The sequence below is a fragment of the Brevundimonas sp. genome (genome assembly GCF_036402095.1).
Taxonomy (GTDB): domain Bacteria; phylum Pseudomonadota; class Alphaproteobacteria; order Caulobacterales; family Caulobacteraceae; genus Brevundimonas.
This window is the reverse complement of the sequence record NZ_DASWTO010000156.1, coordinates 1-14,392: the sequence shown is the minus strand read 5'-3', so window position 1 is coordinate 14,392 and position 14,392 is coordinate 1. Positions and strand designations below refer to the sequence as shown.

The 14,392-nt window shown below is 69.1% G+C and carries 13 protein-coding genes; 6 read left to right on the top strand and 7 right to left on the bottom strand.

Features of this window, described 5'->3' with window-relative positions; genetic code table 11:
* The first annotated feature begins 395 nt into the window (after positions 1–395).
* Genes VGD32_RS10875 through VGD32_RS10865 form a run of 3 tightly spaced genes read left to right on the top strand, consistent with a single transcriptional unit; the run spans position 396 to position 4,221 of the window.
* Positions 396–1,601 carry an acetyl-CoA C-acetyltransferase gene (locus tag VGD32_RS10875; protein ID WP_331031905.1) on the top strand — a complete coding sequence of 402 codons (1,206 nt, stop codon included), beginning with the start codon at positions 396–398 and terminating at the stop codon, positions 1,599–1,601.
* A 17-nt stretch (positions 1,602–1,618) separates the two neighbouring features.
* Positions 1,619–3,796, top strand: a complete 2,178-nt coding sequence (locus VGD32_RS10870; RefSeq protein ID WP_331031904.1) for a 3-hydroxyacyl-CoA dehydrogenase NAD-binding domain-containing protein — start codon at positions 1,619–1,621, stop codon at positions 3,794–3,796.
* A complete protein-coding gene (locus tag VGD32_RS10865; RefSeq protein ID WP_331031903.1) occupies positions 3,796–4,221 on the top strand; it encodes a hypothetical protein in 426 nt (141 codons plus the stop codon). The genes VGD32_RS10870 and VGD32_RS10865 overlap by 1 nt, the downstream gene beginning before the upstream one ends.
* On the opposite strand, the gene VGD32_RS10860 is transcribed toward VGD32_RS10865, so the two are convergent.
* Together VGD32_RS10860 and VGD32_RS10855 are read right to left on the bottom strand one after the other, a co-directional pair.
* Positions 4,218–4,649: a DUF488 domain-containing protein gene (locus VGD32_RS10860; RefSeq protein WP_331031902.1), complete on the bottom strand. Its 432-nt coding sequence runs from the start codon at positions 4,647–4,649 to the stop codon at positions 4,218–4,220. The two genes, VGD32_RS10865 and VGD32_RS10860, sit on opposite strands and share 4 nt — an antisense overlap.
* 9 nt (positions 4,650–4,658) lie before the next feature.
* Positions 4,659–4,979, bottom strand: coding sequence for a hypothetical protein (locus VGD32_RS10855; protein WP_331031901.1), 321 nt, complete (start codon positions 4,977–4,979; stop codon positions 4,659–4,661).
* Between the two features lie 80 nt (positions 4,980–5,059).
* Between VGD32_RS10855 and VGD32_RS10850 the strand changes: the two genes are divergently transcribed.
* Entirely contained in the window at positions 5,060–6,727 is a 1,668-nt protein-coding gene (locus VGD32_RS10850; RefSeq protein WP_331031900.1) for an amidohydrolase, read from the top strand.
* Here the strand turns inward: VGD32_RS10850 and VGD32_RS10845 are convergent.
* Positions 6,724–8,811: a TonB-dependent receptor plug domain-containing protein gene (locus VGD32_RS10845; RefSeq protein WP_331031899.1), complete on the bottom strand. Its 2,088-nt coding sequence runs from the start codon at positions 8,809–8,811 to the stop codon at positions 6,724–6,726. The two genes, VGD32_RS10850 and VGD32_RS10845, sit on opposite strands and share 4 nt — an antisense overlap.
* 177 nt (positions 8,812–8,988) lie before the next feature.
* Here VGD32_RS10845 and VGD32_RS10840 point away from each other — a divergent pair, with 177 nt between their 5' ends.
* The gene (locus VGD32_RS10840; protein ID WP_331031898.1) at positions 8,989–9,936 is read left to right on the top strand and encodes a TraB/GumN family protein; all 948 of its coding nucleotides are present in this window, start codon (positions 8,989–8,991) and stop codon (positions 9,934–9,936) included.
* A gap of 61 nt (positions 9,937–9,997) precedes the next feature.
* Here the strand turns inward: VGD32_RS10840 and tldD are convergent, their stop codons facing one another.
* The 4 genes from tldD to VGD32_RS10820 are packed head-to-tail and all read right to left on the bottom strand — an operon-like array spanning position 9,998 to position 13,188.
* Positions 9,998–11,428 carry a metalloprotease TldD gene (tldD, locus tag VGD32_RS10835; RefSeq protein WP_331031897.1) on the bottom strand — a complete coding sequence of 477 codons (1,431 nt, stop codon included), beginning with the start codon at positions 11,426–11,428 and terminating at the stop codon, positions 9,998–10,000.
* A 51-nt stretch (positions 11,429–11,479) separates the two neighbouring features.
* A complete protein-coding gene (locus tag VGD32_RS10830) occupies positions 11,480–12,229 on the bottom strand; it encodes a GIN domain-containing protein (RefSeq protein ID WP_331031896.1) in 750 nt (249 codons plus the stop codon).
* Positions 12,230–12,241: 12 nt separating this feature from the next.
* Positions 12,242–12,814, bottom strand: coding sequence for a DUF1700 domain-containing protein (locus VGD32_RS10825; RefSeq protein WP_331031895.1), 573 nt, complete (start codon positions 12,812–12,814; stop codon positions 12,242–12,244).
* Positions 12,811–13,188, bottom strand: a complete 378-nt coding sequence (locus VGD32_RS10820; RefSeq protein ID WP_331031894.1) for a PadR family transcriptional regulator — start codon at positions 13,186–13,188, stop codon at positions 12,811–12,813. Before VGD32_RS10820 ends, VGD32_RS10825 begins: the two co-directional genes overlap by 4 nt.
* A gap of 242 nt (positions 13,189–13,430) precedes the next feature.
* Between VGD32_RS10820 and coxB the strand changes: the two genes are divergently transcribed.
* On the top strand, positions 13,431–14,392 hold a 962-nt coding region (gene coxB, locus VGD32_RS10815; RefSeq protein ID WP_331031893.1), incomplete at its 3' end, for a cytochrome c oxidase subunit II.

Sequence of the window (14,392 nt, the reverse complement as noted above, 5' to 3'; positions counted from 1 at the left end):
TTCCTCCTCGATCACCGTGTGGACCTTGAGTTCGAGGCAGATCTGCTCCGCCAGCCGCTGCTTTGTGGCCTTGCCGGTGGTCTGCTCGAACTTCTCGAACAGCTCCTCCACCTTGCGGTGGTCGGCCTTCAGCATCGCGATCGCGTCCATCTCTTCGTAGGTCTGGGCCATGTCTCATTCCTCCTTGGAATTTGGCGGGGTATGGCCGCTTAAGTCCCGGAAGCCGCGCCTGTTCCCGAGGCCCGGTCAGGTGAGAGTCGTTCGCGCGATCCGACCTGCGTGGTGTCCGCATGCCGCCCGCCGCCCTCGCACACAGGCAAAATACTTGACGTTGACGTAAACGTAGGGTTTCTGGCGGGCACGCTTCGAACCGTCCTTATTGGAGACTGACTCCCATGACCGACGCCTACATCTATGACGCGGTCCGCACCCCGCGCGGCAAGGGCAAGAAGGACGGCTCGCTGCACGAGATCACCGGACTCAGCCTCGCCACCCAGGTGCTGGAGGCGCTGCGCGACCGCAACGACCTCGACACCTCCAGGGTGGATGACGTCATCCTCGGCTGCGTCACCCCGGTCGGCGAACTCGGCGCCGACATCGCCCGCACAGCCGTGCTCTCGGCCGGCTGGGCCCAGACCACCGCCGGCGTCCAGATCAACCGCTTCTGCGCCTCGGGCCTTGAGGCTGTGAACATGGCGGCGGCCAAGGTGAAGTCCGGCGAGGCCGACTTCGCCGTCGGCGGCGGGGTCGAGGTGATGAGCCGGGTGCCGATGGGCTCCGACGGCGGCGCCTGGCCGGTCGATCCGTCCAGCGCCTTCCCGACCTATTTCGTGCCCCAAGGCGTCTCGGCCGACATGATCGCCACCAAATACGGCTTCAGCCGCGACGACGTCGACGCCTACTCCATGGAAAGTCACAAGCGCGCCGCCGCCGCCTGGGCCGATGGCCGCTTCTCGAAGTCGGTCGTCCCGGTGAAGAACCAGCTTGGTCTCGTTCAGCTGGACCGCGACGAGACCATCCGCCCGAACACCGACATGCAGACCCTCGGCGCGCTGAACCCGTCCTTCGCCATGATGGGCGAGATGGCTTTCGACAGCGTCATCAACCAGCGCTACCCCGAGGTCGAGCGGGTCAACCATGTCCACACCCCGGGCAACTCCTCGGGCATCGTCGACGGCTCGGCGGGCGTGTTGATCGGCACCCTCGAAGCCGGCCAGGCGTTGGGCCTCAAGCCCCGCGCCCGCATCCTCGGAGCCGCCTCGATCGGCTCCGAGCCCTCCATCATGCTCACCGGCCCCGAGTTCGTGACCAAAAAGCTGCTCGGCAAGCTGGGCATGACCACCGCCGACATCGACGTGTGGGAGCTGAACGAGGCCTTCGCCGCCGTGGTGCTGCGCTACATGCAGGCGCTCGACATCCCGCACGACAAGATGAACGTGAACGGCGGCGGCATCTCGATGGGTCACCCGCTCGGCGCCACCGGGGCCATGATCACCGGCATCGCCCTCGACGAGCTGGAGCGGTCGGGCAAGTCCACCGCCCTCATCACCCTGTGCATCGGCGGCGGCATGGGCACCGCCACCGTCATCGAACGCGTCTGATCGGGAGCTTGAGAGCCATGGAAAACTTCAAGATCGACGTCGACGCCGATGGCATCGCCCTGATCACCTTCGACGTCCCCGGGCGGTCGATGAACACCCTGACCTCGGGCGTGATGGCCGAGATTCCGCAGTGGGTCGAACGGGTGAAGACCGACGACGCCATCAAGGGCGCGGTCCTGACCTCGGGCAAGGCCTCGGGCTTCTGCGCCGGCGCCGATCTCGGCGACATGGCCTCGGGCATGCTGGGCGGGGCCGACCTGCAGGCGGCCTATGACGCCGGCTGGAGGCTGAACGGCGCCCTGCGCGCGCTGGAGACCTGCGGCAAGCCTGTGGCGGCGGCGATCAACGGCCTCGCCCTCGGCGGCGGCCTCGAGCTGACGCTGGCCTGTCACTACCGGGTCGTCGGCGACAGCCCGAAGATCCAGCTTGGCCTGCCCGAGATCAAGGTCGGCCTCTTCCCGGGCGGCGGCGGCACCCAGCGCCTCTCGCGCCTGATCGGCGTCCAGGCCGCCATGATGGCCATGAGCGAAGGCAAGTCCTTCCGCCCCAGTGACGCCAAAGGCGCCGGCATCGTCCACGAGGTCGTGCCGGTCGGCGGCGAGGTCGAGGCCGCCAGGGCGTGGATCAGGGGTGGCGGCAAGGCCGTGCAGCCGTGGGACGAGAAGTCGTTCAAACTGCCCGGCGGCGACCCCTACCACCCGGCGGGCATCCAGAATTTCCTCGTCGGCAACGCCATGCTGCGCAAGCAGTCCTACGGCAACTACCCGGCCGTCCTGAACCTGATGAAGGCCGTGTACGAAGGCACGCAGGTGCCGATGGACGCCGCCCTTCGCATCGAGACCCGCTATTTCATCAAGACGCTGATGACGCCGCAGGCGCAGGGCATGATCCGCAGCCTGTTCCTGTCCAAGCAGGAGCTCGACAAGGGCGCGGTGCGCCCGGCCGGCGTGCCGAAGTCCGATCCGAAGAAGGTCACCGTCCTCGGCGCCGGCATGATGGGCGCCGGCATCGCCTATGTGCAGGCCCTCGCCGGCATCGAGACCATCCTTATCGACCGCGATCAGGAAGCGGCCGACAAGGGCAAGGCCCATGTCGAGGAGTTGCTGAAGAAGCGCCTCTCGCGCGGCCAGATCGACCAGGCGAAGTTCGACGCCCTGCTGGGCTCGGTCACCGCCACCACCGACTACGATCTGATCAAGGGCTCGGACCTCGTCATCGAGGCGGTGTTCGAGAACCGCGAGATCAAGGCCGAGGTCACGAAGCGCGCCGAGGCCCAGCTGGCCCCCGGCGCCGTATTCGGCTCCAACACCTCGACCCTCCCGATCACCGGCCTGGCCGAGGCCTCGGTCCGTCCCGAAGACTTCATCGGCATCCACTTCTTCTCGCCCGTCGACAAGATGATGCTGGTGGAGATCATCCTCGGCGAGAAGACCGGCGAGGCCGCCATTGCGAAGTCGCTGGACTACGTGATGAAGATCAGGAAGACCCCGATCGTCGTCAACGACGGCCGCGGCTTCTACACCTCGCGCTGCTTCGGCACCTATGTCGCCGAGGGCCTCGCCATGCTCGAGGAGGGTTACGCGCCGGCCCTGATCGACAACATCGGCCGCATGACTGGCATGCCCCGCGGCCCGCTGGAGATGCACGACGACGTCGCGCTGGATCTGTCGGTGAAGATCGCCAAACAGACGAAGGAAGACCTCGGGGACCAGTACCAGCCGCTGCCCGGCTGGAAGATCGTCCAGACCATGGTCGAGGATCTCGGCCGCTTCGGCCGCAAGAACGGCAAGGGCTTCTACGACTACGAAACGAAGCCGAAAAAGCTGTGGTCCGGCCTGTCGGACCTGGCCCCCGTCAGGATCAACGACTCGACGCCGGAGCTGGTCGAGGACCAGAAGCGCCGCCTGCTCTACCGCCAGGCGATCGAGGTGGCCCGCTGCTGGGAGGAGGGCGTCATCGACGACCCGCGCGAGGCCGATGTCGGCGCCATCCTCGCCTGGGGTTTCGCGCCCTGGACCGGCGGCCCGATCACCATGATCGACCAGACCGGACTGAAGGCCTTCGTCGAACAGGCGGACAAGTACGCCGCGAAGTACGGCGACCGCTTCTCGCCCCCGCAGCTGCTGCGTGACATGGCTGAACAGGGCCGCACCTTCTACGGCGATTTCGCCGGCAAGCAGAAGGCGGCGGCCTGATGGAGGCCGGGGCGGTCAATGCAGGCTTCGCGGCGGCCGCCCTGCTCTCCCTCGTCACATTTGGGGTGCATACCTTCGTGGGCGGGGTCTTCGTGGCCCGCCCCCTGCTCGCCTCCCGCGACCTGACTCCCGCCAGCCGCTGGCTCAACTACTACTGCTGGCACATCGTCACGGCCCTGCTGCTGCTGATGGCCGCAGGCTACGCCTGGGCGGCGACCCGGCCGCAGGCCCTGGACCTGGCCGTGTTTCTGACCCTTCTGGCCGCGATCCTGTCGCCGCTGTGCGTGTGGGTGGCCCTGAAGGGCCGGATCGCTCCGTGGCGCTTCCCGGCGGCTTCGCTGTTCGCGCTGATCGTCGCCGCGGGGCTCTGGGGCTGCTTCGGCGCCGGCGGGCCCCTCGCCGCCGGTTTCCCGGCCGTCGGCTAGAGGTTCACCACCTCGAACCCGTCCTCGGCCTGCAGCCGTTCGGCCAGCGCCGCGCGGTGGCAGCCCGCATGGTCCGCCTCGAAGCAGAGCAGGGCGGTCGGCCGGTCCTTCGCGATCTCTCTCAGCCGTTCGAAGGCCAACTGCGACGGCGGCTCTTCCATGTGTTCGGCGAAGATCGCCCGCATCTCGCCGATCCGCCCCTTGCGCGCCGCATCCCGTCCGGCCTTGGGCGTGCCGAGATCGCGCAGATGCACGTATTCGATTCCGGCTTCGGCCAGGCTGGAACCCAGCACCGTCTTGGAGAAGCCCGCCCGCCGCGACGCCGCCACGGCCCGGACGTCGGCCAGCACCCTGACCCCGGCCGCCTTCAGCCGGTCGATCACCGCCGCCTGCGGCTCGCCTTCATAGCCGATGGTGAACAGCTTCATTCTCGGTCCTCAGGGCAGGGCGCCGCCTTCGATCGCCTCGTCGACGCAGGACCGCAGCTCAGCCCTGTAGGCCTCCGGATCGGCGGCCTTGCGCTCCGCCATGGAAAGCCCGAGCCGCGTCCGCTGTTCCGCGCTCCACGCTTCCGGGTTGTCGTCCTCCGGCAGCCGCGCCGTCCACCAGCTGCGAATGAACCAGCTGGGCCCCGCGACGCGGCCGGTCTCGCGCTGCGTCTCCGCGATCATGGCCTCGACATGGGCGAGGCAGAGTTCGGCCCGCGGCGGCTCGGGGTCTGCGGGCGGCAGGGACAGCAACAGGGCGGCGACGATCATGACCTTCCTCCTGACCCGGACCTTGACGGAGCGTCCGTGGTAAGGCGAGTCCGAACTCCGCCAGACTCAGGAACCGTCAGATGCGCCGCACCCTCCTTCTCGCCCTGCTGCTCGGTTCCGCCGCCTGGAACGCCCAGGCCCAGGAACTGCTGATCCACGGCGGCGTCATCTATACCGGCGTGGAAGGTCAGCCGACCGCCGAGGTGGTCCTCGTCCAGGACGGCCGCATCGCCTACGTCGGCTCCGCCGCCGGCGCCCCGGAGGTCGACTACGCCGAGGCGCTCGACCTGAAGGGGGCGGTCATGTTTCCCGGCTTCACCGACGGCCATGCTCACCTCGACGGCATCGGCTGGCGCGAACTGACCCTGAATCTGGAGGGCTCGACGTCCGTTGCGGACGCCATGGCCCGCCTTTCGGCCTGGGCGCAGGATCATCCGGAAGGGCCCGTGATCGGGCGCGGCTGGATCGAGACGCACTGGCCGGAAGCGCGTTTCCTGACCCGCGCCGACCTCGACGCCGCCGCGCCGGGCCGGATCGTGCTGCTGGGCCGCGCCGACGGCCATGCCGTGGTCGCCTCGAGCGCCGCGCTGGCCGCCGCCGGCGTCACGGCTGAAACCGCGGCGCCCTCCGGGGGCGAAATCCTGAAGGACGAGCACGGCCAGCCGACCGGAGTCCTCGTCGACGCCGCCGAACAGCTGGTCTCTGGCCTGACGCCGCAGGCCAACCCCACGGCCCTCCGCAACGCCTATCGCGCCGGCTTCCGCGTCGAGGCCGAATACGGCTGGACCGGCATCCACTTCATGAGCGCCCCGTGGCGGGACGTGCCGCTGATGGAAGACATGGCCCTGCACGGCGAGGCCCCCATCCGTGTCTACAACAGCATCACGCCCGACGGCGCGGCCGAACTGATCGCCGGGGGACCGCGCAGCGTCGCCGACGGGCGGATCATCACCCGGGCGATCAAATATTACGCCGACGGCGCTCTCGGCTCGCGTGGCGCGGCCCTGTTCGAGCCCTACGCCGACCGGCCCGACACCACGGGCCTGATGCAGATCGGCGAACAGGAGATCGTGCCGCTCTACCAGGCGGCCCTGAAGGGGGGCATCCAGATCGCCACCCACGCCATCGGCGATCGCGGCAACGCCTCGGTGATCGAGTGGTACCAGCAGGCTCTGGCCGGCGTCGCCCCCGCCGACCGGCCGAACGGCGCCGACGTGCGCTGGCGCATCGAGCACGCCCAGATCCTGCGGCCGACCGACTACCACTGGTTCAGGGACCTGCCGATCGTCGCCTCGATGCAGCCGAGCCACGCCATCGGCGACCTGCATTTCGCGCCGGCGCGGCTCGGCGACGCCCGGCTGGACGGGGCCTATGCCTGGCACAGTCTGGCCGATCTCGGCGTCGTGGTGGTCGGCGGCTCGGACGCGCCGGTCGAGCGCGGCGCGCCGCTGATCGAATTCTACGCCGCCGTGGCCCGCCGCGATCTCGAGGGCTTCCAGGGCCCTGACTGGCGCCCGCACGAGGCGGTGGACCGCCAGACGGCCCTGAAGATGTTCACCCTCTGGCCGGCCTGGGCCAGCTTCCGCGAGGCCGAGCTGGGCACCATCGAGGTCGGCAAGCGGGCCGACTTCACGGCCTTCGACGTCGACCTGATGACCGCGCCCGAGGCTGACATCCCCAAGGGACGCGCGGTGCTGACGGTGGTCGACGGCGTCGTCGTCCACCGCGCGGACCAGGCCGACGACTAGAACGTCTTGCGCACCCGGACCTGGAAGAAGGTCCGCGGGTCGATGTAGCGGTGCTCGACGAAGGCGATGGGACGGGCCGGGGTGCGATCGGCGTAGACCGTGCGCTCGACGTCGAAATCGTTCCAGATGTTGACCTGCGCCCGGATCGACAGGGTCGGGGTCGGCTTGTACTCGGCCCAGGCCTCGAAATAGTCGTGCCCCCGCCAGCCTGAGGTCTGGTCCGGATCGAAGCTCTTCTGGCCCATCAGCGGGATGTAGGCGCCGCCGTACTGCAGTTTCCAGCTGGTGATGTCCTGCTCCCAGGAGATCACGGCCTGGCTGGCCCGGAGATTCGAGATGGGGCGAATCTCGCCCGTGGTGGGGTCGGTGACCTCCGTGTGGTTCCAGGTGTTCCGGAAGCGGAACATGCCGCCGGAAACGCCCAGCTTGTCCGTCGGTATCGCGACGGTGAGCGCCAGCTGATCCAGCGTGCCGTCGCCGATGTTGCCGACCGCCGACAGGCCCATGTCCAGGGGGATCACGTCGATGGCGTCGGTGATCTCGTCGTGACGCAGGCCGACGCTGACGATGCCGTCGCCCCAGAAGCGGCGCTCGTAGATCAGTTCGCTGATCCAGCGCTGCTCCGGCTCGAGGTCGACGTTGCCGCCCAGCACGTTCTCGTCGTCAAGATCGGCCGAGGCGGCGAAATCGCCGAAATCGAGCTGACCGACCTCGCGCTCGAAGCGCAGACGCAGCTGGTTGTTGGCCATCGGCGTCCACGTGGCGAGAAAGCGGGGCTTGGCGAAGAAGAAGCTCTTCTCCTGCTCGGCGTCCCCCGACTGGCTGATGGTCGAGCTCTCGAGCCGCAGGCCGCCCTCGACCGTCAGATCGGGCCGCACCCGCCAGGTCCCCTTGCCGAAGAGTTCGCCGCGCGTCTCCTCGACCTTCACGGAGGCCGACGGCAGCGGCACGTCGACGCCGCCGATCGAGAAGGCCTGGTCGACCTCCAGCATGTTGTAGGCCACCTCGCCGCCGGTCTCGAAGGTCAGGGCGGCCGACTTCTCGAACCGCACAAGGCCCCGCAGGATGCTCTCCGACGACTCGCCCTCGCCGACGAACTGCTGCTCCGGGCTGTCGACGCCGCCCAGCTGGGTGCGCGAGGTCGAGACGGATTCGAAGCTGTTCCACTGGTGGATCAACCGCGTCTCTATGTTCAGCCTGTCGCTCAGGGGGCGGGTGTAGACCGCGCCGAATTCCCCGCCGTCGCCGTCGTTGTCGAACAGGTTTTCGCGGCGAACGGCGGGGGCGGTCTGCAGGCTGACGTTATGGAAGTCGTTGACGCCGTAGCGTGCGGTCAGGTCGATCTTGCCGCCGAACATCGGCGCCGCGTAGTTGCCCCGCACGGACTGGCCGCCGCCCCACGAGTCGTTGAAATAGTCCTCCTGGCGAATGACGGCGCCGTTGGCGTCGGTCCGGACCACCGGGCCCACGCCGTTGGCGTCGCTGATCGAGACCCCGTCGCTGAGCGTCACGCCCCAGGTCCGTTCGCCCTCGCGGGCCGTGAACTGGTAGGAGCCGGCGAACGAATCCCGGCCGCCGTCGAACAGGAAACCGCTGGCGGTGAGGATCGACTGCCGGGTGTTCTCGGTCTTCAGGATCACGTTCACGACGACCGAATAGCCCTGCATGTCGATGCCGGGAGCCCCGCCGCGGATCAGCTCGATGCGCTCGACCTGGTTGGCCGGGGTGCGCGAAAGGACGTTGGATCCGGTGTCGTTCTTGGAGGCGGGGCGGGCGTTGTTGATCAGGATGTTGCCCACCGCGCCCTCGAAGCCGCGGCTGCCCGAGCCGTCGTTGATCGAGAAACCCGGCACGCGGGCGACCATGTCGAGGGCGGTGTTGGGCCGCTGGTCGGCGAAGAAGTCGGGGGTGAAGACCAGAACGCCCTGCTGGGCGGCGTCGGTCTGGGGCGCCTGGCTGGTCGGGCCGGTGGGAACCGGGGCCTGGGCGACCTGCGGATCGGGGCCATCCGAGGCGGTCTGCGCCGCGGCCACGCCTCCGGTCAGCAGGACGGCGGTCGTGGCGAGCAGGACGGTCTTCGTCATTGCAGGATTCCCCTTGTCGTGTGACGAAGGTGTGGCGTCCTGACGCGGGCCGCTCCAGTTACAAGACGGCAAGGTGGATTAAAAAGCAGACAGCATTACAGCGCTGTCATCCTCGTGTTCTGATCAGGGCAGACGTTTTTCCTTCTATATTATGGGCGGCAGGTAATCGTGAGATCATTGTTCGCACTGTTTTTCGGCCTGGCCCTCGTCGCCACGGCGGCGCCGCACGGCGTCCGGGCGCAGACGCCGGAGGAGCAGGAGCCGACCGTCGTGGAGGACGTGGTGGTGCTGGCCCGGCGGTCGGGCGCGCCGATGTGGACCGTGACGCGCGGCGACAGCACCCTGATTCTGGTCGGCGCCATCACTGGCATTCCGCGCGACCTGCAGTGGCGCCCGGACGACCTCGAGGCGGCGGCCGCGCGATCGCAGCAGATCCTGACGCCGCAGGAGGGGCGCGCCTCCGTCACCGACCTGCTGCGGGTGATCTGGCGCATCCGCACCATCGCCCGCATGCCGCGCGGCCAGACCAGCGCCGACTACCTGACGCCCGAGTGGCAGGCGCGGCTTGAGGCCGTCATGGCGGGCGAACGTAATCAGGACTGGCGGGAAAAGAGCTTGCTGATCCTCGGCTTCGACCTGATGCAGGACAAGGCGGGCTATACGGGCCGCCGGGGCGGCGACGACGCCATGGACGTGATACGCCGCGCGGCCCGCCGGGCGCGGGTCACGACCCGGCCGGTCGGCACGGTCCGCGGGGACGAGCTGATCGACAGCCTGATCGAGGCGCCGCAGTCGGCCCACGTCCCCTGCGTGGAGGCCGCGATCGCCGCCGCCGAGCGGGGACCGGACGCCGCCCGCGAACGGGCCGAGGACTGGCGCGCGCTGCGCGTCGCCCTGGTCGTGGAATCGGCGCTCGACAAGGCCCTTAACCAGTGCTGGCCGTGGGGCGATCCCGAGATCGCTCCCCAGCTGCACCAGCAATGGGCGGCGGCGATCGAAACCGCCCTGATCTCGCCCGGCGTGACCATGGGCGTGGCCCCGCTGCGCCTGCTGGCCGAAGACGGCGGGGTTCTGGACGGGCTGGAAGCGCGCGGCTTCGACGTGGTCGGGCCGGACTGGAAGTAAGGTCGTAGGGCGACAGGCAGCACACAGGTCTGCACCGGACCGACTGCCGGCTCCTGCCCTGCTAGACCGCCGTTCCGCCCACCGTCAGCCCGCCGATCTTCAGACTGGGCTGGCCGATGCCGACGGGAACGCCCTGGCCGGCCTTGCCGCAGACGCCGACGCCGGGGTCGAAGGCGAAGTCGTCGCCGATCATCTGCACGCGCTGCAGCGCCGTGGCCCCGTCGCCGATCAGGGTGGCGCCCCGCACCGGGGCCGTGATCCGGCCGTCCTCGATCAGATAGGCCTCGGTGCACTGGAAGACGAATTTGCCGTTGGTGATGTCGACCTGCCCGCCGCCGAAATTCGCCGCATAGAGGCCGCGCCTGGTCGAGGCGATCATGTCGGCCTGCGAGTCCCGGCCGCCCTCCATGAAGGTGTTGGTCATGCGCGGCATCGGCATGTGGGCGAAGGACTGCCGCCGCCCGTTGCCGGTCGCCTGCGCGCCGAGCTGACGCGCTGACAGCCGGTCGTGCATCAGGCCGACCATGATCCCGTCCTCGATCAGGACCGTGCGCGAGGTCGGCGTGCCCTCGTCGTCGATGCTGAGCGAACCGCGGCGGCCGGCGATGGAGCCGTCGTCGACGACGGTCACGCCCGGCGCGGCGACGCGCTTGCCCATCATGCCTGTGAAGACAGACGAGCCCTTGCGGTGGAAATCGCCCTCGAAGCCGTGGCCGATGGCCTCATGCAGCAGCACGCCCGGCCAGCCGGCCCCGAGCACTACATCCATCTCGCCCGCCGGACAGTCGACGGCCTCGAGATTGACCAGGGCCTGACGCAGGGCCTCGTCGACCTGGCCTTGCCAGCGCTCCGGGGCGATCCAGCTCTCGAACCCGGCCCGGCCTCCGGCCCCCGCCGAGGCGCTCTCGCGGCGTCCGTCCTTCTCCACCGTGACCGAGACGTTGAGCCGGACCAGCGGGCGGATGTCGGAGACGCGCCGTCCGTCGCCGCGCAGAATCTCGATATGGCGGCGCTCGCCGACCAGAGAGGCCGAGACCTGCACCACGCGGGGATCGCGGGCGCGGGCCCAGGCGTCGATCTCGGACAGCAGGGCGATCTTGTCGGAGAAGGCGGGCGAGGCCAGGGGATCGACCGCGTCGTAGAGCTTCTGGTTGGTGGCCCGGGGGGGCTCGGCCACGGACCCTGCGTGCCCGGCCTTGGCGAGGGCGGCGCTGTCGGCGGCGCGGCGCAGGGCCGGGCCGCTGATCTCGTTGGCGTGGGCGTAGCCGGCGGTCTCTCCCGCCACGACGCGCAGGCCGAATCCCTCGGCGGCGTCCCAGGCCGACGCCTTCAGCCGCCCGTCGTCGAAGACCAGCGATTCCGACTCGGCGCGTTCGAGGAACAGTTCGCCGTCGTCGGCTCCGGCCAGGGCGTCCTGAAGGATGGTGAGAGCCTCGTCGGCGGCGATGTCGGCCGAATCGAGGATGGCGGGCGGCGCGGCGTGCAAGGTCATGCCGCTGAAATAGGGGGTGAGGCCGGCGAAGTCACCGGCCTCACCTGGTCGTCAACGCTGATTGACGTCGCCCGAACCGGAGATGTTCTGGGTCAGGCTGGCCGGGCGGCGGGTCAGATCGACGTCGCCGGACCCGGAGATGGTGATCCGGGCGGCCCCTGTGGGACCGACCGCCGCCTCTCCCGAACCCGAGATCTCGACATCGGCGTCGCGGGTGTCGAGGGCCGACAGATCGGCCTCGCCCGAGCCGTGGATGTCGAGTTCGACGCTCTCCGTGCGGCCGGCGGCGGCGACGTCGCCGGAACCCTCGATGGCGATCATCATGTCCGGCTGGTCGTAGTCGCGGATCTCGAGGTCCCCGGAGCTGGACAGGCTGAAGTTGCGGACCGAAGGCGCGGTGACCGTGATCCTGAGCCGTTCGCTGTTGTGCCAGCCGAACACGACCACCTCGACATTGTCGTCGTCGTCGAACGTCAGCCGGCCGCCGCTGAGTCGCAGTCCCTCGACCTGGTTGCGCGGGCCGGTGACGACGACCGAGGCCTCGTCGCCCTGGACGTAGACGACGTCGGCCGCGACATCGACATCGAGGCGGTCGCCGCCCGTCCAGGCGAGGGTGCGGGTGACGCTGGGGCCGTCGTCGGCCCGCTCGAAGCGGGCCGTCTCCGCATGGCTGCCCTCGCGGAAGGTCCAGCTCCAGCCGTGGCGGGCCAGGTCGTTGCCGCCGAGCGCGGCGGCCCCGCCCAGGGAGGCGGCGCAGAGCACCAGGCTCGCGCCGGTGATGATCAGAAGGGTGCGGATCATTCGGGTCTCTCCTCAGGCCTGGGCTTGGGGTTCAAGGGCCGGCTTGAGCAGCCGGTAGTGCAGGCGGGCGTACCAGACGGTGGCGTTGACCAGCAGGATGGTCACGACCGCGGTCAGGGCTGCGATCGCGGTGGCTCCGGCCATCAGGCCGAGACCGCCGAGGATGGCGGCGAGCGGACCGCCGGGGAAACCGGCGAACGGTCCGGCGACCATCACCGCGCCCCCGCCGATGAACAGGCCGATGGCGGCCATGAAGAAGCCGAACAGGGCCCCGACCACCCCCATGGCGATGGGCAGCAGGATCAGGATGTCGATCGCGCCCAGGCCCAGCACCGCGAATACGGCGGCGGCGGCGGCGGACGGGTTCTTTTCCTGGTCCCAGCGGCGGGCGCCGGCCTCGGCCCGCAGCTCGCGGGCGAGCCGGTCGGGATCGCCGAGCGCCGCGGCGACTTCCGCCTCGGTGCGGCCGGCGGCGGCGCCGTCCTCGAAATGCATCTCATAGTCGGACGCGATCTCGGCGGCGGCGCTGATCGGCATGCCGACGAGGCCTCTCCTCAACCGGCCCATGAATTCGGCGCGGGTCATTGTTCAGCTCCCCTTTCAGCAGGTTTGGCGGCCGCCGGCAAAGCCGGATCGGCGTCGGCGTTCATCACGCCCTCGACGGCGGTGACGAAGGCGCGCCATTCGGCGGTCTGCGTCTCCAGTGCGGCCCGGCCGGCATCGGTCAGGCGATAGTATTTGCGCGACGGTCCGGCGGACGATTCGACCAGATAGGTCTCGACCTGGCCGTCGGACTGCATCCGCCGCATCAGCGGGTAGATCGTCCCTTCCCCCATGTCGATCGCATCCGACAGGGTCGAGGCGATCTCATAGGCGTAGCTGTCGCGGCGATTGAGAAGGGCCAGCACGCACAGTGTGAGCGCCCCCTTCTTCAGCTGGATTTCAATGGTTTCAGGCACCTCGGCGTCTCCCTTGATGACGAACGAGTATCGCAAGGTATCTGGTGATGCAAGGTAGCTGTCGAAACATGACAGCGATTTAATCGGGCCGCTTGAGACCGGTGCGGCGTCCAATCGCTTGGCAAGCGCGGGGGAGGGCGATATGGACGCCGCGAAGAACCGCCGCGGGCCTCCGCCCCGGCGCCTGCTTGCGATTCACTCGCAAGCGCTTGCGACAGAACGGTTTAATGAGGATGTCTGGCATGGGGATGGGCACGCGGGCCCGGGGTCTGATCGGGGGCGGCGCGACCGTCCTGGCCCTGGCCCTTTTCGCCGCCGGTTGCAGCAAGGGGCCTGAACTGGTCGGCCAGCCGACCGATGGCGCCGTTGGACTGCAGACGGCTGCCGCGCCGCTGATGGTCGAGGCGCACATGTTCCACGACGCCATCCTGCTGCCGATCATCACCTTCATCTGCCTGCTGGTGCTGGGGCTGCTGACCTGGATCGTGGTCCGCTACAACAAGAAGTCCAACCCGGTGCCGGCCAAGTGGAGCCATAACACCCTGGTTGAGGTGATCTGGACGGTCGTGCCGGTCCTGATCCTGGTCTTCATCTCGCTGTTCTCGTTCCGCCTGCTGTTCAACTATCACGACATGCCGGAGCCGGATCTGACCGTGAAGGTCACCGGCAACCAGTGGAACTGGGCCTACGAATATCCGGACCAGGGCATCGCCGAATACATTTCGAACATGCTGCCGGAAGAGCAGATCGCCGAGCGCGGCATGCCGCACAGCCTGTACCGCCTGGCCGCCGACGAGCCGATGGTGGTGCCGGAGGGCGCCAACGTCCGCCTGCTGATCACCGCCGCCGACGTCATCCACGCCGTGGCCATGCCGGCCTTCGGCCTGAAGACCGACGCCGTCCCGGGCCGGGTCAACGAGACCTGGTTCCGCGCCGACCGTCGCGGCGTCTACTACGGCCAGTGCTCGGAACTGTGCGGCGTCGACCACGCCTTCATGCCGATCCAGATCAACGTCGTCTCGCGCGCCGAGTTCGCCGCCTGGGTCGCTTCCAAGGGCGGCTCGATGACGCCGAGGACGGCGGAACAGGCCCCGGGCGGAACGGCGGCGCAGATTGCGGCCGGCACCACCGGCGGCATCGCCACGCGCAACGTCTCCGCCGACGCGGCCCGGGCCGGCCCCGGCTCCGGCGCTCCGGCCGGCCA

What these genes read in the sequence shown, in the direction of transcription:
- VGD32_RS10875 (WP_331031905.1), top strand. Translation starts at nt 396, where the DNA reads ATGACCGACGCCTACATCTATGACGCGGTCCGCACCCCGCGCGGCAAG.
- VGD32_RS10870 (WP_331031904.1), top strand. Translation starts at nt 1,619, where the DNA reads ATGGAAAACTTCAAGATCGACGTCGACGCCGATGGCATCGCCCTGATC.
- VGD32_RS10865 (WP_331031903.1), top strand. Translation starts at nt 3,796, where the DNA reads ATGGAGGCCGGGGCGGTCAATGCAGGCTTCGCGGCGGCCGCCCTGCTC.
- VGD32_RS10860 (WP_331031902.1), bottom strand. Translation starts at nt 4,649, where the DNA reads ATGAAGCTGTTCACCATCGGCTATGAAGGCGAGCCGCAGGCGGCGGTG.
- VGD32_RS10855 (WP_331031901.1), bottom strand. Translation starts at nt 4,979, where the DNA reads ATGATCGTCGCCGCCCTGTTGCTGTCCCTGCCGCCCGCAGACCCCGAG.
- VGD32_RS10850 (WP_331031900.1), top strand. Translation starts at nt 5,060, where the DNA reads ATGCGCCGCACCCTCCTTCTCGCCCTGCTGCTCGGTTCCGCCGCCTGG.
- VGD32_RS10845 (WP_331031899.1), bottom strand. Translation starts at nt 8,811, where the DNA reads ATGACGAAGACCGTCCTGCTCGCCACGACCGCCGTCCTGCTGACCGGA.
- tldD (WP_331031897.1), bottom strand. Translation starts at nt 11,428, where the DNA reads ATGACCTTGCACGCCGCGCCGCCCGCCATCCTCGATTCGGCCGACATC.
- VGD32_RS10830 (WP_331031896.1), bottom strand. Translation starts at nt 12,229, where the DNA reads ATGATCCGCACCCTTCTGATCATCACCGGCGCGAGCCTGGTGCTCTGC.
- VGD32_RS10825 (WP_331031895.1), bottom strand. Translation starts at nt 12,814, where the DNA reads ATGACCCGCGCCGAATTCATGGGCCGGTTGAGGAGAGGCCTCGTCGGC.